Source organism: Rhodococcus sp. WWJCD1 (assembly GCF_002258735.1).
Taxonomy (GTDB): domain Bacteria; phylum Actinomycetota; class Actinomycetes; order Mycobacteriales; family Mycobacteriaceae; genus Rhodococcoides.
Genome location: NZ_NOXY01000024.1, coordinates 23,696 through 46,036, shown reverse-complemented (window position 1 = coordinate 46,036; position 22,341 = coordinate 23,696). Strand labels below are relative to the sequence as shown.

Here is a 22,341-nt window from a genome sequence, read left to right as displayed (position 1 = left end):
CCGCCATCACATCACTGGATGACCGGCAGCATCGGCCGAATCGCCGCCCATGCGGTTGCGTCGATCCACGAGGGGTTGGACTGCTGCGGCGATCGGAACACCTCGAGCATCGACAGTTCCTCGACGCACTGAATGTCCGACGCGAGAATCGGCGCGTCGAACAGAGCGATGTTCGTCGGGACCTTCCACTGCGGACCGGGGACCGGGGTGCCGGTCAATCGACCCGCACCCCAGATCCCGCGTCGCGGATGGCTACTGACCCAGAACAGAACGGGTTGCCCGGGTGCCATCAGGCGCGTTCGATAATTGTCGGCGACGCACCAGTTCTCGTGCGCACGTCTGGCTTCGACCATCGGTGCGAGATCGGTCTTGTGCGGATTGCACTTGATGACCCACGCACCGAGCGTCTGGTTCGTTATCGCGCGTGTCGTCACACTCGCCATCGTAGTGACGAACTAGGCCACCGCGTCGTTGCCCTGAGCAGCCGAGACCACCAGGTTGTTCGCGGTGAGCCCGCTTCCGTTCTTCACCGCGTCGATCCACTGATCCGTCGTTGCTACTGCTGCGAAGTTCGACTGATAGAGCACCATCAAAGCCTTGTGCAGCTGCTCGGCCGAGACAGTGCCCGCCTCGTTGGAGAGGTTGATTGCACCGGTAGCGTCCGACAGAATTTCGACGGTCAGATCCAGCGCCTCGGCGTCGGCGCTGGAGGCGAGGTCGCAGTTGTTGGTCATGTAACCGACGATCGTGACTGTGTCGATATTGTTGTTCTGCAACCACTTCGCGACGCCGGTTCCTGCGAACACGCTGCTGTACTTTTTCTCCACCCGCACGAACGAGGGTTGTACGACGGCCTGAATCTCGGGGTGCAGCTCGTACGTCGGGGTTCCCTTGACGAAAGCGGGCGAACCTTCGGGCATCTCGTGCTGCACGATCGCGACCGGAACATCCTGCGCCACAGCAGCTTCGATGGAAAGAACAATGTTGGCCAACGACTCGTCGCGAGGCGGGTACTGGATCTTCAGCACTCCCTCGAAGTATTCCTGCTGGACATCGATGACGATGAGGGCTCTACGCGGTGCAGTCATGGGCATTCTCCTTCAAGTGGCGTTCTCGGTCGAGACTCATACTTCGGCACCGACCTTGCATTCACGAGTGGCACGGATGCATACTTTCGATTGATTTGCGCCAACATTGGAGATCGGAGCCGGCCATGCGAATAGCGCTCTATGTGTTCGACGGCATCACGATGTTTCACCTCGCCGCGCCGTTGATGGTGTTCGGCGAGGTGACCCGACTCGGACTCGCCGCGGACTGGGAGACGCGAGTGTGGTCCGACGAACCAGGCACAATCCGCACCCAGGAGGGGTTTCCGATCGGTGAGATCGCGGGTCCCAACACTGTCGACTGGGCCGATATCGTCATCGTGACGTCGTGGCCGGAGTCGTTGCCCCACATAGATACTGACTTCTCGAAGGCACTCCGCGGAGCACATACCCGAGGCGCAGAGATCGCGGGTCTGTGTCTCGGTTCGTTCGCCGTCGCAGATACCGGATTGCTGGCCGGCCGCCCCGCCGTCACGCACTGGACCAAGATGACGGAACTGCGGGAGCGAAACGCACACGCCGGCGTCGACGAGTCGGTTCTCTACATCGACCACGGAGACGTGATGACCTCCGCGGGAACCGCGTCGTCGATCGATTCCTGCCTCCACATCGTGCGCAAGCACCTCGGTTCGGCTGCGGCGACGCGGGTGGCGCGCAGCCTGGTGGTCGCACCCCATCGCGACGGTGGTCAGGCGCAGTACATCGAACGTCCGGTCATCGAGGCATCGGGAGATACTGCGATCGCCGACGTGCTGAGCTGGGCACTCGAGCGACTCGACGAGCCCTTGCCCATCGAGCGACTGGCCGAACACGCGCGCATGAGCCGACGCAGCTTCATCCGCCAGTTTCAGCTCGAGACAGGGTCCACCCCGGCTCGCTGGGTGCTGGACAAACGTCTCGAGGAAGCTCGAAGCCTGCTCGAAACGACCGATCGCAGTATCGAGAACATCGCTGCTCTGTGCGGATTCGGCAGCGCTGTCACTCTGCGTCAGAACTTCCGCTCGGCATTCGCGGTGACACCGACGGCATATCGACGGCAATTCGCCGTCGGTTGTGCGCCCACAGGTGCGGTCGACAGGCAAGGATGAGCGACGTGATCCTGTGGATAGTTGCCGGAGTAGAGCTCGCCGCCATCATTGCACTCGGCGTGGTCTTGATCGTCTCGCGCCGACAATTGAAGCACACGCGCCGAGCACTCGACCGCGCTCTCGAATCGCAGCAACGTCGAAAACGACGCGGCTTGGTGCCCTTTGCGATCAGAACTGCCTTCCACACCACGGACCTACTCATCAACAAGGGCTTCAGCGCAACAGTGCGCAACTCCGTCGAGGATCTCGCCGGCTGGGCCAAGGTGGAACGCCCCGACCTGGCACGCATGACCGCAGACGGCGACATCGTGGTGATGTTCTCCGACATCGAGGGGTCGACCGCACGCAACGAGGAACTGGGTGATCGCGGCTGGGTGAAGCTGCTCGAAAAGCACAACAAACTGATCTGTAAGCACGTCGCAGATCACGGAGGACATGTGGTGAAGAGTCAGGGCGACGGCTACATGATCGCCTTCTCCGACCCGGCCGAGGCCGTGCGCTGCGGGGTGGAAGTCCAAGAGGCCCTGCTGAAGAACCCAGATAGGTGGGACCGCATCCGCGTGCGCATGGGCGTGCACGTCGGCAGCTCGGTGCGGCGAGGCGACGACCTGTTCGGTCTCAACGTCGCCATGGCAGCACGCGTCGCAGGACAGGCCGACGGCGGCGAAATTCTCGTCAGCGAACCGGTGCGCAACGCCATCAGCACGGCGCATGATCTGAACCTCGGTACGCCACGAGACGTCGAACTCAAGGGAATGAGCGGAAGTTTCCAGTTGTATCCGGTGGCGTTGCCCGTGCTGCCGGCTGCCGAGGTCACTTAAGGAATGAATGGTCCATTCAGTACGTCTGAGCGCGTGAAAGTCGCATTGACCCCAAACCGGGGTGGGCGGTCAACCCGAGTGTTGTTGCACCCCAATACGAATGAATGGTCCATTCACAACGTCTGAGCGCGTGAATGGACCATTCATTCCATGAAGGGGTGAGCCAGAAAGAACTACTGCTTTGCCGACTCCAGAGCGTCGTTGAACGTCTTCGACGGACGCATCACGGCAGCGGTGGCTTCGGGGTCCGGGTAGTAGTAGCCGCCGATGTCGACTGCCTTGCCCTGGACCTCGTTGAGCTCGGCGACAATTTTCTCTTCGTTGTCTGCCAACGTCTTCGCCAGTGCGCCGAAGTGCTTGGCCAGTTCGGCGTCCTCGGTCTGCTCGGCGAGTTCCTGCGCCCAGTACAGCGCGAGGTAGAACTGGCTGCCACGGTTGTCGAGTTCACCGGTCGAACGCGACGGGCCCTTGCTGTTCTCGAGCAGCTTGCCGGTGGCGGAGTCGAGTGCCTTGGCGAGGATGGTCGCCTTGACGTCGCCGGTCTTGGTGCCGAGGTCTTCGAGGCTGACTGCCAGAGCCAGGAATTCACCTAGCGAATCCCAGCGCAGGTGGTTCTCCTCGATGAGCTGCTTGACGTGCTTGGGAGCCGATCCGCCTGCGCCCGTCTCGTACAGTCCGCCGCCTGCCATCAGAGGAACGATGGAGAGCATCTTGGCACTGGTGCCGAGTTCGAGGATCGGGAACAGGTCGGTGAGGTAGTCACGCAGGATGTTGCCGGTGGCCGAGATGGTGTCGAGTCCGCGGACCAGACGCTCCATCGTGTACCGGATCGCGCGAACCTGCGACATGATCTGGATGTCGAGGCCCTCGGTGTCGTGATCCTTCAGGTACTTGCGCACCTTGCCGATGAGCTCGTTCTCGTGCGGGCGGTACGGGTCGAGCCAGAAGACGACCGGCATGCCGGATTCACGCGCGCGCGTCACGGCGAGCTTGACCCAGTCCTGGATCGGGGCATCCTTGACGATGCAAAGACGCCAGATGTCGCCCTCTTCGACGGTCTGCGTCAGCAGCACCTCGCCGGTGGCCTTGTCGGTGATGTTCGCGACGCCTGCCTTCGGTACCTCGAAGGTCTTGTCGTGCGAGCCGTACTCCTCTGCCTTCTGCGCCATCAAGCCGACGTTGGGAACGGTGCCCATCGTCGTCGGATCGAACTGGCCATTGGTCTTGCAGAAGTTCACCATCTCCTGGTAGATCCGGGAGAAGGTCGACTCGGGGTTCACGGCCTTGGTGTCCTTGGGACGCCCGTCCGCTCCCCACATCTTGCCGCCGGCGCGGATCATCGCGGGCATGGATGCGTCGACGATGACGTCGCTGGGCGAGTGGAAGTTCGAGATGCCGCGAGCGGAGTCGACCATCGCGAGCTCCGGACGGGTCTCGTGACACTTGTGCAGATCTTCGATGATCTCGTCACGCTTGGACGCCGGCAGCGTCTCGATCTTGGTGTACAGGTCCGAGAGGCCGTTGTTGACGTTGACGCCGAGCTCTTCGAAGATCTCGTTGTGCTTGGCGAACGCGTCCTTGTAGAACACGCGAACGGCATGGCCGAAGACGATCGGGTGCGAAACCCGCATCATCGTCGCCTTGACGTGCAGCGATAGCATGACGCCGGTCTCGTAGGCATCCTGCATCTCGGCCTCGTAGAAATCGAGAAGCGCTTTCTTGCTCATGAACATCGAGTCGATGACGTCACCGTCGGTGAGCGAGACCTTCTCCTTGAGCACGATCGGCTCGCCATCGGCGGGCAGCAGCTCCATCTTGACCTCGCGGTCGCCGTCGACCACGGTCGACTTCTCTCCGTGGTAGAAATCGCCCTCGCGCATGTGCGCGACGTGGGTGCGCGACGCCATCGACCACTCGGTCATGCTGTGCGGGTGCTTGCGCGCGAATTCCTTGACGGCCTTCGGCGCGCGGCGATCCGAGTTACCTTCACGCAGAACAGGATTGACCGCGCTGCCGAGGCACTTGGTGTACCGGTCGCGGATCTCGCGCTCTTCGTCGGTCTTCGGGTTGCCGGGGAAGTCGGGGATCGCGTAGCCCTTGTCCTGCAGCTCCTTGACGGCAGCGAGCAACTGCGGCACCGAAGCGCTGATGTTCGGCAGCTTGATGATGTTGGTTTCGGGCAGCTGTGTCAGCTTGCCCAGCTCGGCGAGGTTGTCGGTCACTCGCTGGTCTTCGTTGAGGTAATCGGGGAACTCGGCGAGGATGCGGTTGGCAACGGAGATGTCACTCGACTCGACGTTGATCTCGGCCGCGCTGGCGAAAGAACGTATGACCGGCAGAAACGCGTGAGTCGCCAACATGGGCGCCTCGTCGGTCAGGGTGTAAATGATGGTCGGCTTCTTCGCTGTCATGTTTCGCCTTTGCCTCAGTTTCAACGTCGTCTTTTGGATGCGTCCAACCTCGACTTTAATCTTCGAATCTGCTGCTGTGCGGGGCAGTGGGGTATCACTCCATCCACGCGCCAAAGTTACCGACCAGTAGCAGTTCCGCAGGTCGGCAGACCCACCTCTCCAGGCCCGGATCGACTGGCATGGCGCACCGGTACAAAAAGATGGCCGATTTTTACAATCGAGACACCGCACTGCGGGGGCAACATGGAGCGCACACCCCCACGACCGCCCCCGCAAGCCGAGCGCACGCAAATCCACGAGAAAGAATTCCTCCGACAACAGGCTCGGCAAAACAGGCCCTTGCACCGATCGAAACCGACTTTCCGTAACCCGATTATCCGGGATGCACATTCCCGATAGAACGCCGCACATCTGCCGAAAAACACGAGCAGGGTGCGGCTTTCGCATGCCTTTTTCACGAAAGTCAGTCTCAATGCTGGCATACCAATCATGTTGCATCACAAGATATTCGGTGATTCTTTCCGCCTCACTGCCCACTGCAAGTACCGGTGAGGTGATGGAAACGCAACCGATTCCGCGTTTAATGGATGCGACACAAGCGCTGTTTACATTTCTCTCCATGACACGCAATCGAATGATCTTCAACGCATTCCAGATGAATACCGTCTCGCACACCTATCACGGTCTGTGGCGCAATCCGAAAACCACCCAGGTGCACTTCGACACCCTCGATACGTGGGTCGACCTCGCCAAGACGCTCGAACGCGGCAAGTACGACGCCCTGTTCCTGGCGGACGTCGTCGGGATCGATCCCGCGTACGAGGGCAAGTGGAACGCGTACATCGAGGAGGGGCTGCACATGCCCTGCCACGACCCGGCTGCTCTCTGCGCTGCTCTCATCGGGGCAACCGACAACCTCGGACTGACGTTCACCAGCTCGATCCTCACCGAGCACCCCTTCAGCTTCGCTCGCAAGATGTCCACGATGGATCACCTGAGCAAGGGGCGAATCGGGTGGAACATCGTCACCAGCGCCACCCACTCGGCCGCGCAGAACTTCGGTTTCGACAAGATCGTCGAGCACGACGAACGATACCGCTGGGCCGACGAGTACATGAAGGTCGTCTACAAGCTGTGGGAAGGATCGTGGGACGACGGCGCGGTGCTCGCCGATCGTGAAGCCGGTGTCTACGCCGATGCCGACAAGATCCACCGGATCTACCACCAGGGCGAGCGTTACAAGGTCCTCGGCCCACACATGGCGTCCCCGTCCCCGCAGCGCACACCGGTCATGTATCAAGCCGGATCGTCGAAAGTGGGACGTGAGTTCGCATCTCGTCATGCCGAGGCCACGTTCGTCGTGTATCCGACGATCGAGGGAGCTCGAAAGGGAATCGCCGAGCAGCGCAAGGAAACGGTGGCCGCCGGCCGAAACGCAGGCGACCTCAAGTTCATCCAGGGCTTCTCCTTCGTCGTGGGATCCACCGAGGAAGAGGCGTGGCGCAAGTCCGCCGAGATCGACGAGGACATCAGCTATCGAGGCCTGGCCGCACACATCGGCCGCGATATGGGCATCGACGTGTCCGGCCTGGACCCGGACATGCCGATCGAGCAGACCTCCATGTCCGGAGTGCAGGGGTACGCCCGCATGTTCGAGGACTCCAACAACGGACAGAAGGCCAAGGTCTCCGATCTCGTCGGGGCCCTCTCCTACGCCAGTCGCATGGTGGGCACCCCCGAGCAGATCGCGGATCAGCTCGAGCAGTGGCAGGACGCGGGCGTGGACGGCGTCAACCAGATCATCCAGTACTTCCCACAGTCGGCGGAGGACTTCGTCGACTATGTCATCCCGGTGCTGCAGGAACGTGGACTCGCGCAGAAGGAATACGGATCCGGCACGTTGCGCGAACGCATGTTCCCGGAGATCGGCCCTCAGCTCCCCGATCGGCACGCAGCCGCCAAGTACCGAGGAGCCTTTGTGCGCGACGCCGAGGTCAGTGGCACGGGCGGAACACACGTCGACTGGGTCACCGCGGGCGTCTGACACGTCGCCGCAGCTCTCACACATCGCTCTCCTCCGGACGGGGGATGGCCGCACTCGGCGGCCATCCCCCGCTCGACCACCCCCAAGCACTCAGAACGGCGGTCACACATGACCCGGATGGCAACACCACCCTCACCCTCACTCTCGCTCGTCGACGTCTCCGACGACGCGAGCCTGCTTCGAAAAACCTTCGCACTGTTTCCGTCGGGCATCGTCATGCTGTCGGCCGTCGTCGACGACGTGCCCGTCGGTCTTGTGGCCTCCTCCTTTCAGGTAGGGATCTCCGCCGACCCACCCCTCGTGCTGTTCGCCGTGCAGCACACCTCGACCACCTGGCCGAAGCTGCGCAGATCGCCGCGCCTCGGGGTGTCGGTGCTCAGTGGACTCCACCGATCCTCGGTCGGTCAGCTGTCCTCGAAGTCCGGAGATCGATTCGACGGGATCGACTCGTTCACCTCCGATGCCCAAGCGCATTTCATCGGCGGTGCCGCAGCACACCTCGAATGCAGCATCCACAGCGAGATTCGAGCCGGCGACCACGACGTCGTGCTGATGGAGGTGCACCGCATGGGCAGCGACCCGAGCACCGAACCCCTCGTATGGCACGGATCCACCCTGCGGTCCCTGACCCCACCCGAACCCACTCACTGACCTCGACGCGAACGGACCCCTCATGCTCACCACGAATATGGCTGTCGCACTGTCTCTCACACCGACCGACCAGTCGAATCCACGGTGGCTGACCGACCCACCGGTCACCGAGACCGTTCACATCCGGGCAGATGACCTCGCCACGGCCCAGCTCGCCCGAGCCCGCCTGCGTGCAGCGCACAACGACCGTGAGCACCGGACAGATGCGCCGTCGGTCGTTCTCGACGTCGCGGTTCACATAGCGCACGACGCGAGAACAGCGCGCACTGAACTGGCCGAAGCACGAGTCCAGGCCCCCAGGACCGTCTGTTACATCGGCACACCGTCGGGTCTGGCCGGACTCATCGCCGACATCGAGGCAGCACACGTCGCAGACGGGGTGACGATCGTTCCCCTGCTCGACACTCATCGCGCCGAACTCGAATGCTCCCTCCTCGACGAGGTCCTGCCGATGCTGCACACCAGGGCAGCCCACTGCGAATCGACGTACCGCAGAACGGCCTGACGCGCGACGACCGCCACGGTCGAGGTTGTTACGCCGGGGAAATACAGCTGTCGATCAGGCGATCTATCGTCGGTTCCAGTGGACATGCCGACACCACGGGAGGAGGGCCATCGTGCCGTACTGGTCCACGTCCGGGCTGAGCCCCCAGGAGCAGGTGAGCTACTGGGGTGACGTGGTGTGCGAGGCCTTCACACCGTTGGCTCCCCATCGAGGCCGCTCGCAACGAGACCGCAGCTCCGTTCCCGACGGTGTCCCGGGTTGGGTCGACTCTCAGGAACTGGCGGTGGTCAACTGCGCCGAGATCTCCTCGGTCACCCAGGTCCTCAAACACGGTCGACGTGAAGTCACGCGGACGCCGCTCGACGCAGTGTTCGTCAACCTCCAGCTGGAAGGAACATGCCTCGCGGAGCAGGACGAACGCCGCTCGCTGATCACGCCTGGTTCGATCACCGTTTTCGACACCACCCGCCCGTACCAGATGGAGTACCGCGAGACCGAGAGCAGAGAGATGTGGAAAGTGCTCTCGTTCCGAATCCCGCGGGAGCTGTGGAATCCCGACGCGGTGACGGGCACCAGCATCGACACCACGACGGGTGCGGGTGCACTGGTGGGATCGATGATGTCGGTTCTGTGGAAGGAGAGCTCGACGCTCGACCCCGGCGCACTCGCGACACTCGATCGATCGTTCGTCGACGTGCTGACCGCGGTGGCCGGATCGACGACGAACACACGCGAGTCGGAGACACGCGACAACGCCACCCGAATGATGCTGCGCCACTACATCCGCACCGCCCTACCGTCCGGCCGCGTCAGCGCCGACGCCGCAGCGCGCGAGGCCATGATCTCGACCCGCACGATGCACCGCCTACTGAACGCAGCAGGCACCACCTTCTCCGAATGCGTGCGCCACGAACGCATGAACGGCGCGATACGAGACATCCTCACCGCGGATCCCGCGGTCACCCTCGGCGAGATCGCTGCGCGGTGGGGCTTCCACGACAGCTCGCACCTGACGCGTACGTTCCGTCGTCAATTCGATTGCACACCTATGGAGTACCGGACGCGTCACCGCGGCGCCGGAACTCGGACCCCTTCCTGACCACCGTCGGAGCATCCGATTTGCCCGAATAGGAACAACGGGCCCCTCCCCGACCGTTGAACAGATCATGACGACCTACAAAACTGTCAATCCTGCCGACGGCACAACTGTCAAGGAATTCGAAACTCTCGACGCGGCCGGCGTCGAGCGCGCACTGGCCGACGCACACGCCGGTTTCCAGACGTGGCGCAAGACCTCACCGAAGCACCGCGCCGAAATCTTGCACAAGGTCGCCGACCTCTACACCGAGCGTTCCGACGAACTGGCCCGAACCATCTCGCTCGAAATGGGCAAGCCGCTCACCGAATCCCAGGGCGAGGTCGAGCTGTCCTCGAACATCTACCGCTACTACGCCGACAACGGCCCCGCGCTGCTCGAGGACGAGACGCTCGACGTGCCCGGCGCGGAAAACACTGTGCTGCAGCGCAAGCCGGTGGGTGCCCTCGTCGGCGTCATGCCGTGGAACTTCCCGTACTACCAGGTGGCCCGGTTCGCCGGCCCGAACCTGATGGTGGGCAATACGATTCTGCTCAAGCACGCACCGAATTGCCCGCAGTCGGCTTTGCTGATGGAGGAGATCTTCGAGCAGGCCGGACTCCCCCAGGACGCGTACATCAACATCTTCGCGACCAACGACCAGATCGCCGACATGATCGCCGACCCACGCGTGCAGGGGGTTTCGCTCACCGGTAGCGAGCGGGCCGGCACCTCGGTCGCCGAAACCGCAGGACGCAACCTCAAGAAGGTCGTGCTCGAGCTCGGCGGCTCGGACGTGTTCATCATGCTCGACTCCGACGACATGGACGCCACGGTCGAGTCCGCAACCCGGGCGCGGCTGTCCAACGCAGGCCAGGCCTGCAACGCCGCCAAGCGCATCCTCGTCGCCGAGGAGTACTACGACGACTTCGTCACCAAGCTCACCGCCTCGTTCGAGGCAGTGCAGACCGGTGACCCGTTGGACGCGAACACCACCCTCGGCCCGCTGTCGTCGCAGACCGCCGCCGACACGTTGATCGAGCAGATCGACGACGCCGTCGCCAAGGGCGCAACACTGCTCACCGGTGGCAAGAAGATCGACGGGCCGGGTGCATTTGTCCAGCCGACGCTGCTCACCGACGTCACCCCGGACATGCGTGCGTACAGCGAAGAGCTGTTCGGACCGGCAGCGGTAATCTACAAGGTCGAAAGCCCGCAGCAGGCAATCGAACTGGCGAACTCCTCTGCCTACGGCCTGAGCGGCTCGGTGTGGAGCGCAGACCTGGACAAGGCTCGCGACGTCGCCGAGCAACTCGAAGTCGGCATGGCCTTCGTCAACGAACACGGCACCACACTGCCCGGCCTGCCGTTCGGCGGCGTCAAGCGCTCCGGCGTCGGCCGCGAACTGGGACCGTGGGGCATGGACGAGTTCGTGAACAAGAAGCTCGTCAGAGTTTCAGCGAAATAGATCTGTTGACATGGCTCCCCGGGCAGTTGTCCGGGGAGCCATGTCATGCCGCGGTCATACTGTTCCGATGATCGTCGAACATGCTCTGTTGCACGTCGTCCCCGCGCGAACCGTCGAATTCGAGGCCGCCTTCGCCGACGCGAAATCGATCATCTCCTCGATGCCGGGGTTCGTGAATCTGACACTGTCCAAAGGCATCGAGCAGCCCGATGTCTATCTACTGCTGGTGGAATGGGAACGCCTCGAAGACCACACCGAGGGCTTTCGACAGTCCGACCGGTATCAGGAGTGGAAGACCCTGTTGCATCACTTCTACGAGCCGTTTCCCGTCGTCGAGCATTTCGAACCGATATCGAAGGCCTAAGAGATAGGTTCGAGTCTCGTCCCCATCGCCGCTCCGAGGAGATTTTCGTGGCCAACGCTTCGTCGTTCGTATCCAAGCAGGACGACATCGAGATCAGCACCTACACCTGGACCACGTCCGTCGATCCGGCTCGCGGCGTCGTACAGATCGCGCACGGACTCGCCGAACACGGCAGCCGCTACGCCCGCTTCGCCGCCGCGCTGAACGACGCCGGATTTCACGTCGTCGCGTCCGATCATCGCGGCCACGGAGAGTCGATCGTCGACACACCGGGCAACTTCGGGGCTGCCGCGTTCGCCGGGTTGTGGGCCGACATCGAGCAACTCGGCGAATCGTTGCTGAACGAGTACCCGGACCTGCCACTGTTCCTGTTCGCTCACTCGATGGGTTCGTTTGCCGCGCAGCATGTTCTGATCGAGCGATCGGATCTGTACGAGGGTGTGGTGTTGTCGGGATCGACCACGCTGGACGTTCTCGCCGCCGGAATGGCCGACGCCCCCGCCGGGGACCTGAGCGTGTTCAACGCCGCCTTCGAGCACCGCACCGGATACGAGTGGCTCTCTCGCGACGAGGCCGAAGTGGACGCCTATGTCTCCGACCCGCTGTGCGGCTTCGACCTCCCCGAGTCGACGGTCCCTGCCTTGTTCGGTGAGGCCGAGAAGCTCGCCGATCCACACAACCTCGAGCAGATCCGCTCCGACCTGCCACTCCTGATCACGTCGGGAACCGACGATCCGCTCGCGGGCGGAGGTCAGATGATCGAAACCCTTGCTGCCCGATACCGCGAGGCCGGCATGAGCGACGTGACCGTCACTCTGTACCCCGGTGCCCGCCACGAAATTCTCAACGAAACCAACCGCGACGAGGTCACCGCGAACATCGTCGGCTGGCTCACCGACCGCGCCGGATAGACCTACCGCTTTCGCAGCTGCACGGGCTGCCCGTCCTCGGGAAAGGGCAGGGACGTGAAGTTCAGTGGCGCAACGTAATCGGGATCGACCGACCAGTCGAACCGCAGCAGCAGGTGATGCATGATCGTCTTGATCTCCGCGCCGGCGAAGAACATCCCGATGCACTTGTGCACACCGCCGCCGAACGGCTCCCACGCATAGCGATGAACCTTGTCCTCACGACGGTCGTCGGCGAATCGGCCGGGGTCGAACTCCTCGGGGTTGGGCCAGTACTGCGCCATGTGGTGCGTGAAGTGCGGGGCGACCGACGCATACGTCCCCGCGGGGACGAACTTGCCCTGCACCTCGGTGTCCTTGATTGCGCGGCGGGCGACCACCGGGGTCGGCGACACCAAACGCAAGCATTCCTTCATGACCAGATCGACGCTGGGCAGTTCGTCGAGCTGCGCCAGCGTCGGCGCATCGGTGCCCAGCGACTCGGACTCGGCACGGCACTTGTTCTGCCACTCCGGATGCTGGCCGAGGTATTGCATCATCGTCGAGAGCGTGATCGTGGACGTGTCGTGCGCAGCCATGAGCAGGAAGATCATGTGGTCGATCACTTCGTCGTCCGAGAAACGCTCGCCGTTGTCCCCTTCGATGTGGCACAGAACCGAGAAGAGGTCGTCGGTTTCCTGTGTGCGCCTGGCCGGTAGGTAGCGGCGGAAGAAGTCGTCGAGCACAGCCCGGCCGTCCAGCCCCCGCTTCCAGCGGGTACCCGGAACCCGATAGCGCACGATCGAGGTCGCGGCCTGGACACACGCCACGAGACTGGCGTTGAGTTCTGCGATGTCGGCATCGGTACTGTCCTCGGCCCCGCCCATGAAGATGGATGTTGCGACCTCGAGCGTCAGCGCTTTGAGCGCCGGGTAGACCTGAAAGTCGCGTCCGCCCTGCCAGGCGTCCAATCCTGTTGCCGTGACGGGGTTCAACGCGTCGACGGATTTGGTGAGCCGATCGCGAGTGAACGCCTGCTGCATGATTCGGCGGTGCCGGAGATGCTCCTCGGAGTCGAGCAACATCAGGCCGCCGTGAAAGAACGGTCCGATCAGCAGAGACCATCCGTCACCGTTGACGAACGCCTTGTCCGCGTTCTGCAGCACCTGCTGGCACGCGTTCGGCCCCAGGACGGTGATCCACTTCTGGCCGGCCATCGTCAACCACGACACCTCGCCGTACTTCTCCCACCGACTACCCAACAGCTTGAGGGGGTCGCGGATGTACTCGAGGGTGTGACCGATTACCGGCAGACCGCCATCGCCGAACACCGGCTCGAGCGTTGAATCAACAGGTGGAGCAGCCAAAGCACGTGCCATTGTCGACCTCCATCCATCTGACAGAGCGGCCTGTCAGATGAGATGTAGTCTGCGTCACACGCGCTCCGTCTGTCAAGATCTATCCATGGCCTCCACCACGCGCCGCTACAACGGCATGAGCGCCGACGATCGCCTTGCCGACCGTCGGGCCCGTTTGCTCGATGCCGGGCTCGAGGTATTCGCGGCCGCCGGGGCCAAGGGTGCAACCATGACCGCCATCTGCGCGCACGCCAAGCTGACCGAACGCTATTTCTACGAAAACTTCAGCAGCAGAGACGATCTACTCGAACGAGTGGTGGATTCGATATCCGACGAGATCCGAGCCAAGGCGCTCGACGCGCTGCACTCCCCCGCGCCTACCGTCGAGGAACAGGTGCACAACGCCATCGCCGCGTTCGTCGGCGTGCTCACCGAGGACCCACGTAAGGGCCGCGTCGCGATGATCGAATCGCTGGCCGTCGACTCACTCCGGGCGTACCGACGAAAGTCCATGCGCGCCTTCGCCCATCTGGTTGCCGAACAATCACGCGAACTCTACGGTGAGCAGGCTTTTCCGCACCCGCAGTCGGAGATCAACGGCCTGCTGTTCATCGGCGGACTCGCCGAACTCGTGATTGCCTGGCTGAACGACGAAATAGACATCACCCCAGGCGACATCGTCGACGCCGCAACCCGGCAGTTCATCGCGACGGCGCACCGCTGAGGTGCCTTCGGCAGTGGTGTGATCAGGTGCCCGCTGAGGCACTCGAACGCACCACTGCGCCGAAGGCGCACTCCTACCGGTCGAAGTGTGCCTTCGAGATCTGGCCGTGCACGCCGACCGTCTTGTCGACCACCTGCGAGACGGTGAAGTTCGCGGCCGCGGAGAGGTACGCGTACGCCGTCGCGCGGTCCATGCCGAGATCCGTCTCGAGGAAATCCAAAGCGTTGACCACGGCGCGACGCATGGCGGCGTTGAGGTCCGAACTCTGGCCTCCGACGGCACCGTCCGGATCGGACAGGCCGATCGGGATCCACGAATCCTCGTTCTCGGCAAAGGGATACGAGTACGCGACGGACGGTGCGTCTCCACTGCCCGCCTTGCAGACGGTCAGACGGAAGGTGCCGCGCAGCGACCCCTCCATCGCGGTGAGCGCCACCTCGCCGTCGCCCATCGCCATGTGTGGATCACCGACGTAGAACAACGCGCCCTCGGCGAACACGGGGAGATAGAACGTCGATCCGACGCCGAGCAGACCGACATCGATGTTGCCGCCGCCGAGCGTCGGGGGAATCGAATTGGCGTTCGGTGACGTCAGACCCGGGTCACTGGCGAACGCAACGCCCATCATGCCCATGAACGGTCGCAGTGGAAAGCGCACGGCCGCATCGCCGTACCGCATCACGCCCTGCCCGTCCTCGACCGCGGTGAACGTGGACACGTTGCCGTACTGCGTCGGGTCACCCGACTTTCTGCCATCGCTTCCGATCGGCGGCATGACCTCGTCCAGGCTGATACCTGCAGGTGCCTCACCGGACGCGGTGACCGCCAGAGATCCCTTGCCGTGCCTGCTCGACACCACGCCATACGGGACACGGGGAATCGCCTCGAGCGTCTCGATCTTGAGCACGTCGCCGCGCTGCGCACCCTCGACGAACACCGGGCCCGTCACCACGTGCGGTCCGTCGACGTCGAAGTTGCGTACCGTCCGGTCGTACCCGCCGGCAATGTCGATCGCGTCCTGCAGCACATCGGACTCGGAAACACCTTTGCCGCCGAAGAATTCGACGGGGTCGCGGCCCTGGTCTTCGAGGATCCCCTCATGGCTGAGCGCGTCGATGGTCACCGTTTCACCGGACTTCATCTGCAGCACCGATTCGGACTCGACCGTCGGGACGTAGCCCCACAGGACCTTGTCGACCTCCGAGCTCAGGTAGTGATCGCCGGAGATGTCGCCGGCTCCGGGCTGAAGAATGCCGACCGGTGCCGGTGCCGACGAACTCGCGGCGGAGGTGCTCGTCGACGAGGTCGAACACGCTGCCGTGCCGGCAATTCCGACGCCCGCGCCCAAGGCGGCGACCGCCTGGATGAATCCGCGACGACCGATCCCCTTGGTGATCGTCTCCGCTGCCTGCTCCGCCATCGACCGCGCCATGGTGCCTCCTGAATTGTCCGAATCTCGAACGTAGATCAGGGGTGTTTCTCGGCAGTTACGAACGCGCGTCGCCCCAATTGCTCAGCTGGGGTCGCTGCCCCCGATTGCCGACCACCAGAGCGCGGTGACTGCAGCCAGCAGAGTGACTGCGAGGAACTGAGCGAATCCTCCCCCGTCGACGATCAGCCACAGCAGGCCGATGATCGGGCCGGCCACCGCGGCGGGGGCGTCGAGCATGATTCGGCGGCGCAGCGATCCGAATCTCTCACTGCGCGTGCGTAGATCGGACTCGTTGAGACGAGGGGCATCGAGGGGTGTTCCGGGAGGTAACGAGGTGCGACGACGCCCCGACGGCAGCGCAACTATCCCCGGTTCGACGACAAAGGCGCGGCGTCCGAGGATCGACCTGCTCGCGTGCGCGCCAGCGTCCGGGATGATCGCCAGCAGCCCGGTGTGAAAGTAGATCGGGTACCAGGCCCGCCCTTTGTTCTCGTGGACCTCCAGGTAACCGCGCGACCGCATGCGGTGTTGAAACCGAACTCGCCGCACGGTGGTTCGTACAGGCCCGGACTTGGCTGACCGGCGGGCGAGTACGGCGCACGCCATCGACCAACCCGTCCAGACGAGGACGACGAACGCAACGAACACACTCAGTGGAGCTATGACGACAACGGTCGATGCCGCGACAACCAGACTGATTGCCGCGACACCGACCGGATAGCCGAGCCCGTTCTTTATTTCAGGAACCCGACCTTCGACATGTCGATGTCTCCGAATCCTGGAGCACCGAAGTTGGCGAGATTGGACTTCGTCGCGTACGTCGACGGACGCTGGAACATTGTCAGACTGTGCCCCTCCGCCCAGATCGCCTTGTCCGCCTCGTTGTAGTCGGCGATACGTGCATCGTCGTCGAGCTCGCCGGCCGCCTTGTCGAGCAAACCGTTGATCTCCTCGGATCCGACCTGGCCGTAGTTCTGCAACGTACTGCCGGGCGTCAAACGGAAGATGCCGTCACTGCTGGAGGTGTACGGCGTTCCCTCCCAAGTGAAGTGGGTGACATCGAAGGCACCCACCAAGATGTACTTCTCGAAGAAGTCGTCCGACGGCACCGCATCGATGATGAGGTTGGCACCGACGGCCTTGAGGTTCTGCTGGATGATCTGTGCTTCCTGCGTCGCATTGGGAGTATCGGCCGGAATGATGTCGTGCAGATCGAGCTGTTGGCCGTCCTTGGACCGGAAGTCACCGTTCATCGTCCAGCCCGCAGCGTCGAGCTCGGACTTCGCCTTCTCGGGATCGAACGTGATGTCTCCGTTGTTGGCCTGGTAACCCTTCTGGCCGTCGACGTAGATGTGGCTGTTCAGCACCGTCGGACTGGAGGTGATCTGGCCGAGCTGGGAGGTAGCCAGGTAGTCGCGGTCGATCGCCTTCATCAGAGCCAGCCTTACCGCCTTGTCCGAGGTGATGCGTCCGGACGCGCCGTTGAAATCGAAGTGGCGGTACTGCGGACCCAGGCTCTGCCGCAAGTCGACGTTCGGGATACCCCGGGCCACCTTGAATGCATCAGCACTGCTGCCCAATTCGTAGTAGTCGAGCTCGCCGCTCTGCAGCGCTCCGACGGAGGCCGTCGAATCGAGTGGGAGGTAGGTGATGGTGTCGAGGACCGCTGGGTTCTCACCCCACCAATCCGGGTTCCTCTCGACGACGATGCGCTTTCCGCCGGGCTCGATGTTCCGAACGCGGAACGGCCCCGCGGTAGCGGGCATCGTGGTCACCGATCCGGTGTTGAACGCCTCGACGGTGTTCACCGACTCTGCAGGCATCAGGGGCACGAACAGCGAACGCCAGTCGCCGAATTTTTCGTTGAAGGTCAAGATGACCTGCTGGTCGTTCTCGCCCCGAACCACCGATTCGACCTTGTCGTAACCTGCGGTGGACGACGCCTCGTAGGCCGGGTCTTTGCCGCTGTTGGCCGTCCATGTAGCCACGAGGTCGGTGTAGTCCAGCGGCCGACCGGTGCTCCACTTGGCTTTCGGGTTGATGTTGTAGGTGACGACCTGTTTGCCGTCGACCTCCGATTCGGTGATGTCGGTGAAGTAGTCCGACGCAGTGGTCAGGCTCGCATCGGCCGCCGCGGTGAACGCTCTCGGCATCAATGCAAGGTAGTACCGTGCCGCATCGACTGTGGTGCCGTCGATTTGGTAGTAGTTGTAATTGGTCGGCACCTGCGAGAGGGGGAAGTTCATGTTCCCGCCCTGTTGCAGATCGCTGATCGGATGCGGATTGATCTGCGCTCCGCTCTCGAAGGACGCAGGCGCATCGGGGTTGGGCCCGGTATCGCCTGAGCTGCACCCCGCAACCAGTCCCACAGTGGTCACGGCCACCGCGATCGGGACCAGTGCCCGAAATAGCTTGGCTCTCATCAGTTCACCTTTCTCAGTGTGCCGTATCTTGCGGGTCAGATGGCGTCGGCCAGTTTTGCGGCCTCGGCGATTCGGGCTCGTTGGAGCACGGGATCGGGGATGGGGATGGCTTTCAGAAGTGCCCGTGTGTACGGGTCCTGGGGTGCGTCGAAGATCTGCGCCGTCGGGCCCTTCTCCACGAACACTCCGTTGCGCATCACGGCCACTTCGTCGGCGAGGTGACGCACCACCGACAGATCGTGCGAGACGAACAGATACGCCAGACCGAGCTCCTCCTGCAGATCCTGCAGGAGGTTCAGCACGCCCGCCTGGATCGACACGTCGAGCGCAGACACAGGCTCGTCGAGGACCAGGATCGACGGCTTCAACGCCAAAGCCCGTGCAATACCGACACGTTGACGCTGCCCGCCGGAGAACTGGGTGGGATACCGATCCGCGAGCTCGGGACGCATTCCGACGGTGTCCATCAGTTCCCGAACCCTGCGGGTGCGCTCGTCGACCGGGACGCCGTTGATCTTCAACGGCTCGGCGATGATTTCCCCCACCGGCATGCGGGGATCGAGCGAGCCCATCGGGTCCTGGAACACGATTTGGATGTGTGCGCGCAACTTTCGTTGCTCGGCGCGGCTCAGGCTGTAGGGCTCGACGCCGTTGATCTCGATCGAGCCTTGCTGCGGCTTCACGAATTCCATGATCTCGAGCAGGGTCGTCGACTTGCCGCACCCGGATTCACCGACGATGGCCAGAGTGGATCCGGCGTGCACGTCGAAGCTGATGCCTTGTACGGCAGGCACGTCCCCGGCCCGACGCCGCAGCACGGAGCCCTTGAACATCGGGTAGCTCTTGTGCAGATCGGTCACCGACAGCACCGGAGCATCCTTCGGCACGGTCACCACCAACTCCGCCGGTGCCTCCGACCGCGGGGCACCCTCGAACTCGGCCTCCACCGACTCGGCTGTGGCCGCATCGATGCGGATGCACGCCGCGCTGTGATTCGGGGCAACCTGGATCAGCGGCGGTTCACCCTTGTCGCAGGCCTCCGTGTGCAACGGGCATCGAGGCCCGAACGGGCAGCCCGTCGGAAGATTCACCAGCGCGGGCGGCGTGCCCTCGATGGGCACCAGGCGCTCCTGCGCAGGACGGTCCGGGCGAGGGACGGAGCCGAGCAAGCCCACCGTGTAGGGCATCGACGGGTGTGCGTACAGCTCGTCCACCGGAGCAGTTTCGACGGCGCGCCCGGCGTACATCACCATGGCCCGATCGGCAACTCCGGCAACGACTCCCAGGTCGTGCGTGATGAACACGACGCCTGCTCCGGTGACGTCACGGGCCGTGCGCAGCAGGTCGAGGATCTGCGCCTGGATCGTCACGTCGAGAGCAGTGGTGGGCTCGTCGGCGATGATGAGATCGGGATCGTTCGCGATGGCCATCGCGATGACGACGCGTTGGCGCATACCGCCGGAGAACTCGTGCGGATACGACTTCGCCCGCGTTTTCGGATCGGAGATGCCGACCAGATCGAGCAACTCCAGGGTGCGCTCCTCGACCTTCGCCTTGCTCAGCGACGGATTGTGTACGGAGATCGCTTCGGCGATCTGGTCGCCGATGCGGTAGATGGGAGTCAGCGCCGTCAGCGGGTCCTGCGAGATCATCGCCACCGAACGCCCACGCTCACGGGACATCTCGCGATCGGACAGTCCGAGTAGCTGACGGCCGTTCAGCTCGATGGACCCGGTGACGCGTGCGCTCTGCGGGAGCAACCCCATGACGGCCAGGGACGAGACCGACTTTCCGGAGCCGGATTCGCCGACGATGGCCATGACCTCGCCCTTGTCGACTTGATAGTCCAGACCACGCACTGCGGTGACGCGGCCTTCTTCGCTCGGGAAGCTGACTTCGAGTCCGCTGACCTTCAACACCGGCACAGTCTCAGCCACGTGCCTGTCCCCTCGTCGAGTTCGGATCGAATGCGTCGCGCAGGCCGTCGCCGACGAAGTTCGTCGCTAGCACGATCAATACCAGTGCGCCACAGCAGAACGCGAACAGCCACGGATACGTCAACGCGGACGACGTACCGTCCGCGATCAGTGTGCCGAGCGAGACGTCGGGCCGCTGGACACCGAAGCCGAAGTAGCTCAGCGACGCCTCACCGATGATGGCGATACCCACGTTGAGCGTGACGTCGACGATGAGGATCGACGCCATCGACGGCAGCACGTGCTTGCCGATCACGCTGCTCGGCGTTGCACCCATGTACTTTGCGGCACGGATGAATTCGCGCTCGCGCAGAGATCGCGTCATCGCCCGGATGATGCGCGAGGTGATCATCCACGCGAACGCCGCAAGCAGCAGAACCAGGATGAAGAAACTCTTGTCGCGAAACAGCGGTGAGCAGATCGCGATGACCAGGAAGCTCGGGACGACGAGCAGAACATCGGCGACCCACATCAGCGCGCGGTCGGTCCAACCGCCGAAATACCCCGCCACCGCACCGACGACACCGGCGAGCACCGTGGAGATCAACGCGACGAGCATGCCGATGATCAGCGACTTCTGCAGACCACGCAACGTCTGAGCCAGGACGTCCTGCCCGATCTGGTTGGTGCCGAACCAATGCCGGGTGGTCGGCGGCGAGTTGAGCGCGTACGCGTCGAGTTCCTCGTAGGTGAACGGGATGAAATGCGGGAGCACGAATGCGCCGACGAACATCGCCACGAGTACCACGATGCCCACCAGCGCCGGCCGGTTGCGCAGGAACCGGCGCAGCACCAAGCGCCTGCGGGTGATCGGAGCCGTCGAATCGCTCGGGCCGTCCACCGCGGTGATCTCGGGAACCACGGGTGTCGCCATCGCCAGTCCTTTCTTTCGTCCGAGGTGGTGGGTCAGTCCGCGTAGCGAACGCGCGGGTCGAGAGCGGCAGTGAAGATGTCGGTCAACATGCCGGAGACGAGCACCGACAGAGCCGTGAACAGCGAAACCGCGAGCGTGATGTTGATGTCCTGACTGGTGATGCCGTAGATCAGCCAATCCCCCATGCCGTACCAACCGAAGACGCGCTCGGTGAACGTGGCACCGGTGATCACCGCGCCCATACCGAACGCGAACAGCGTCGCCATCGGGATCAGAGCAGTACGGAAACCGTGCTTGAAGATCGCACGGCCGCGGGTGAGCCCTTTGCCGCGGGCCGTGCGGATGTAGTCCATGTTCAGCTCGTCGAGCATGGAGCTGCGCATGTAGCGGCTGTAACCGCCGATGGTGAACAACATCAGCACGACGGTCGGCAACAGCAAATGCTGTGCGCGGTCGATGATTTCGTTCATCAGACCGGGGGCGAGCGTTGTCGACGTCTCACCGGTGTATTGGAAGAACTGGCTTCCGGTGCTCTGATTGACCTGCACAGCAAGGTATTTGAGAACCGGTGCCAGAACCAGGATCGGAGTGCTGATGAGGATGAACGTCACGACAGTCGCGACGTGATCGAAGATCTTGTACTGCCGGACGGCACCGTACGCACCGACGAGCGTGCCGAGCACTGCGCCCAGGACGGTGCCGAGCACTACCAACCGCAGCGAGACGAGGATGCGTCGCCACAGTTCGTCGTTGACGGAGCCGGCCGCGATGGTCTGACCGAAGTCGCCATGAAGCACAGCCCACAGCCACTTCAGATAGCGCAGCACGGGGTTGTCGTCCAGATGCAGCGCCGCGCGCTTGGCGTCGAGTACAGCGCTCGAGGGCGGCGGATTGCGACTGAGCAGATTGGACAGCGGATCGAACGTGAGCGAGGCCAGAAGGTAGGTCAGAAACGTCGCGATGAGCAGTAGGACGACGTAGTTCAGCAACCTCCGCGCAAGATAACCGCCCACGCGCAACCACCTTCCATCGAGCACCACGGCCGTGCCCGATGGCACTGCTCTCGGCATTGTTCACACCGCGTGTTACCTGCTTGTTTCGTTAGCGGTGGAAACAGACATTCCACAAGATAGC

At 63.1% G+C, this 22,341-nt stretch carries 20 protein-coding genes; 10 read left to right on the top strand and 10 right to left on the bottom strand.

All coding sequences use genetic code 11. The features are described from left to right. Positions 1 to 11 precede the first annotated feature (11 nt). Together CH286_RS17045 and CH286_RS17040 are read right to left on the bottom strand one after the other, a co-directional pair. A complete protein-coding gene (locus CH286_RS17045; RefSeq protein ID WP_242640189.1) occupies positions 12 to 434 on the bottom strand; it encodes an EVE domain-containing protein in 423 nt (140 codons plus the stop codon). Between the two features lie 21 nt (positions 435 to 455). Further along, positions 456 to 1,088, bottom strand: a complete 633-nt coding sequence (locus CH286_RS17040; protein WP_176458271.1) for an isochorismatase family protein — start codon at positions 1,086 to 1,088, stop codon at positions 456 to 458. Between the two features lie 125 nt (positions 1,089 to 1,213). Between CH286_RS17040 and CH286_RS17035 the strand changes: the two genes are divergently transcribed. Together CH286_RS17035 and CH286_RS17030 are read left to right on the top strand one after the other, a co-directional pair. Then, positions 1,214 to 2,194, top strand: a complete 981-nt coding sequence (locus tag CH286_RS17035) for a GlxA family transcriptional regulator (protein ID WP_094609838.1) — start codon at positions 1,214 to 1,216, stop codon at positions 2,192 to 2,194. Continuing rightward, entirely contained in the window at positions 2,191 to 3,015 is an 825-nt protein-coding gene (locus tag CH286_RS17030) for an adenylate/guanylate cyclase domain-containing protein (RefSeq protein ID WP_176458270.1), read from the top strand. Before CH286_RS17035 ends, CH286_RS17030 begins: the two co-directional genes overlap by 4 nt. 173 nt (positions 3,016 to 3,188) lie before the next feature. Here CH286_RS17030 and CH286_RS17025 read toward each other — a convergent pair whose 3' ends face one another. Continuing rightward, positions 3,189 to 5,426: an NADP-dependent isocitrate dehydrogenase gene (locus CH286_RS17025; RefSeq protein WP_094609837.1), complete on the bottom strand. Its 2,238-nt coding sequence runs from the start codon at positions 5,424 to 5,426 to the stop codon at positions 3,189 to 3,191. 619 nt (positions 5,427 to 6,045) lie between these two features. Between CH286_RS17025 and CH286_RS17020 the strand changes: the two genes are divergently transcribed. The 7 genes from CH286_RS17020 to CH286_RS16990 all read left to right on the top strand — a co-directional run bounded on the left by CH286_RS17020 (position 6,046) and on the right by CH286_RS16990 (position 12,444). Beyond that, on the top strand, positions 6,046 to 7,470 hold the full coding sequence (locus CH286_RS17020) for an NtaA/DmoA family FMN-dependent monooxygenase (protein ID WP_094609892.1): 1,425 nt from the start codon (positions 6,046 to 6,048) through the stop codon (positions 7,468 to 7,470). Positions 7,471 to 7,587: 117 nt separating this feature from the next. Further along, positions 7,588 to 8,121: a flavin reductase family protein gene (locus tag CH286_RS17015; protein ID WP_217902934.1), complete on the top strand. Its 534-nt coding sequence runs from the start codon at positions 7,588 to 7,590 to the stop codon at positions 8,119 to 8,121. A 22-nt stretch (positions 8,122 to 8,143) separates the two neighbouring features. Beyond that, positions 8,144 to 8,626 carry a hypothetical protein gene (locus CH286_RS17010; RefSeq protein WP_094609835.1) on the top strand — a complete coding sequence of 161 codons (483 nt, stop codon included), beginning with the start codon at positions 8,144 to 8,146 and terminating at the stop codon, positions 8,624 to 8,626. Positions 8,627 to 8,738: 112 nt separating this feature from the next. Next, positions 8,739 to 9,725, top strand: coding sequence for a helix-turn-helix domain-containing protein (locus tag CH286_RS17005; protein ID WP_255182686.1), 987 nt, complete (start codon positions 8,739 to 8,741; stop codon positions 9,723 to 9,725). 67 nt (positions 9,726 to 9,792) lie between these two features. After that, positions 9,793 to 11,169, top strand: coding sequence for an NAD-dependent succinate-semialdehyde dehydrogenase (locus tag CH286_RS17000; protein WP_032404091.1), 1,377 nt, complete (start codon positions 9,793 to 9,795; stop codon positions 11,167 to 11,169). Positions 11,170 to 11,236: 67 nt separating this feature from the next. After that, a complete protein-coding gene (locus CH286_RS16995) occupies positions 11,237 to 11,533 on the top strand; it encodes an antibiotic biosynthesis monooxygenase family protein (RefSeq protein WP_094609834.1) in 297 nt (98 codons plus the stop codon). A gap of 47 nt (positions 11,534 to 11,580) precedes the next feature. After that, entirely contained in the window at positions 11,581 to 12,444 is an 864-nt protein-coding gene (locus tag CH286_RS16990; protein WP_094609833.1) for an alpha/beta fold hydrolase, read from the top strand. A gap of 2 nt (positions 12,445 to 12,446) precedes the next feature. Here the strand turns inward: CH286_RS16990 and CH286_RS16985 are convergent, their stop codons facing one another. Then, the gene (locus tag CH286_RS16985) at positions 12,447 to 13,799 is read right to left on the bottom strand and encodes a cytochrome P450 (protein ID WP_094609832.1); all 1,353 of its coding nucleotides are present in this window, start codon (positions 13,797 to 13,799) and stop codon (positions 12,447 to 12,449) included. An 85-nt stretch (positions 13,800 to 13,884) separates the two neighbouring features. Between CH286_RS16985 and CH286_RS16980 the strand changes: the two genes are divergently transcribed. Beyond that, on the top strand, positions 13,885 to 14,502 hold the full coding sequence (locus tag CH286_RS16980) for a TetR/AcrR family transcriptional regulator (protein WP_170944772.1): 618 nt from the start codon (positions 13,885 to 13,887) through the stop codon (positions 14,500 to 14,502). A 73-nt stretch (positions 14,503 to 14,575) separates the two neighbouring features. On the opposite strand, the gene CH286_RS16975 is transcribed toward CH286_RS16980, so the two are convergent. The 6 genes from CH286_RS16975 to CH286_RS16950 all read right to left on the bottom strand — a co-directional run bounded on the left by CH286_RS16975 (position 14,576) and on the right by CH286_RS16950 (position 22,220). Beyond that, positions 14,576 to 15,934 carry an acetamidase/formamidase family protein gene (locus CH286_RS16975; RefSeq protein ID WP_094609831.1) on the bottom strand — a complete coding sequence of 453 codons (1,359 nt, stop codon included), beginning with the start codon at positions 15,932 to 15,934 and terminating at the stop codon, positions 14,576 to 14,578. An 81-nt stretch (positions 15,935 to 16,015) separates the two neighbouring features. After that, the gene (locus CH286_RS16970) at positions 16,016 to 16,456 is read right to left on the bottom strand and encodes a hypothetical protein (protein ID WP_141215857.1); all 441 of its coding nucleotides are present in this window, start codon (positions 16,454 to 16,456) and stop codon (positions 16,016 to 16,018) included. A gap of 212 nt (positions 16,457 to 16,668) precedes the next feature. After that, entirely contained in the window at positions 16,669 to 18,357 is a 1,689-nt protein-coding gene (locus CH286_RS16965; RefSeq protein ID WP_094609829.1) for an ABC transporter family substrate-binding protein, read from the bottom strand. Between the two features lie 35 nt (positions 18,358 to 18,392). After that, positions 18,393 to 20,294 carry an ABC transporter ATP-binding protein gene (locus CH286_RS16960; protein ID WP_032404085.1) on the bottom strand — a complete coding sequence of 634 codons (1,902 nt, stop codon included), beginning with the start codon at positions 20,292 to 20,294 and terminating at the stop codon, positions 18,393 to 18,395. Next, positions 20,287 to 21,207, bottom strand: coding sequence for an ABC transporter permease (locus tag CH286_RS16955; protein ID WP_080730695.1), 921 nt, complete (start codon positions 21,205 to 21,207; stop codon positions 20,287 to 20,289). The genes CH286_RS16960 and CH286_RS16955 overlap by 8 nt, the downstream gene beginning before the upstream one ends. A gap of 32 nt (positions 21,208 to 21,239) precedes the next feature. Further along, positions 21,240 to 22,220, bottom strand: a complete 981-nt coding sequence (locus tag CH286_RS16950; RefSeq protein ID WP_032394960.1) for an ABC transporter permease — start codon at positions 22,218 to 22,220, stop codon at positions 21,240 to 21,242. Between the last annotated feature and the right edge of the window lie 121 nt (positions 22,221 to 22,341).

Excerpts from the sequence above, each read along its gene's own strand:
- CH286_RS17040 (WP_176458271.1), bottom strand. The coding sequence starts at position 1,088 with ATGACTGCACCGCGTAGAGCCCTCATCGTCATCGATGTCCAGCAGGAA.
- CH286_RS17035 (WP_094609838.1), top strand. The coding sequence starts at position 1,214 with ATGCGAATAGCGCTCTATGTGTTCGACGGCATCACGATGTTTCACCTC.
- CH286_RS17030 (WP_176458270.1), top strand. The coding sequence starts at position 2,191 with ATGAGCGACGTGATCCTGTGGATAGTTGCCGGAGTAGAGCTCGCCGCC.
- CH286_RS17025 (WP_094609837.1), bottom strand. The coding sequence starts at position 5,426 with ATGACAGCGAAGAAGCCGACCATCATTTACACCCTGACCGACGAGGCG.
- CH286_RS17020 (WP_094609892.1), top strand. The coding sequence starts at position 6,046 with ATGACACGCAATCGAATGATCTTCAACGCATTCCAGATGAATACCGTC.
- CH286_RS17015 (WP_217902934.1), top strand. The coding sequence starts at position 7,588 with ATGGCAACACCACCCTCACCCTCACTCTCGCTCGTCGACGTCTCCGAC.
- CH286_RS17010 (WP_094609835.1), top strand. The coding sequence starts at position 8,144 with ATGCTCACCACGAATATGGCTGTCGCACTGTCTCTCACACCGACCGAC.
- CH286_RS17000 (WP_032404091.1), top strand. The coding sequence starts at position 9,793 with ATGACGACCTACAAAACTGTCAATCCTGCCGACGGCACAACTGTCAAG.
- CH286_RS16995 (WP_094609834.1), top strand. The coding sequence starts at position 11,237 with ATGATCGTCGAACATGCTCTGTTGCACGTCGTCCCCGCGCGAACCGTC.
- CH286_RS16985 (WP_094609832.1), bottom strand. The coding sequence starts at position 13,799 with ATGGCACGTGCTTTGGCTGCTCCACCTGTTGATTCAACGCTCGAGCCG.
- CH286_RS16980 (WP_170944772.1), top strand. The coding sequence starts at position 13,885 with ATGGCCTCCACCACGCGCCGCTACAACGGCATGAGCGCCGACGATCGC.
- CH286_RS16975 (WP_094609831.1), bottom strand. The coding sequence starts at position 15,934 with ATGGCGCGGTCGATGGCGGAGCAGGCAGCGGAGACGATCACCAAGGGG.
- CH286_RS16970 (WP_141215857.1), bottom strand. The coding sequence starts at position 16,456 with ATGCGGTCGCGCGGTTACCTGGAGGTCCACGAGAACAAAGGGCGGGCC.
- CH286_RS16965 (WP_094609829.1), bottom strand. The coding sequence starts at position 18,357 with ATGAGAGCCAAGCTATTTCGGGCACTGGTCCCGATCGCGGTGGCCGTG.
- CH286_RS16955 (WP_080730695.1), bottom strand. The coding sequence starts at position 21,207 with ATGGCGACACCCGTGGTTCCCGAGATCACCGCGGTGGACGGCCCGAGC.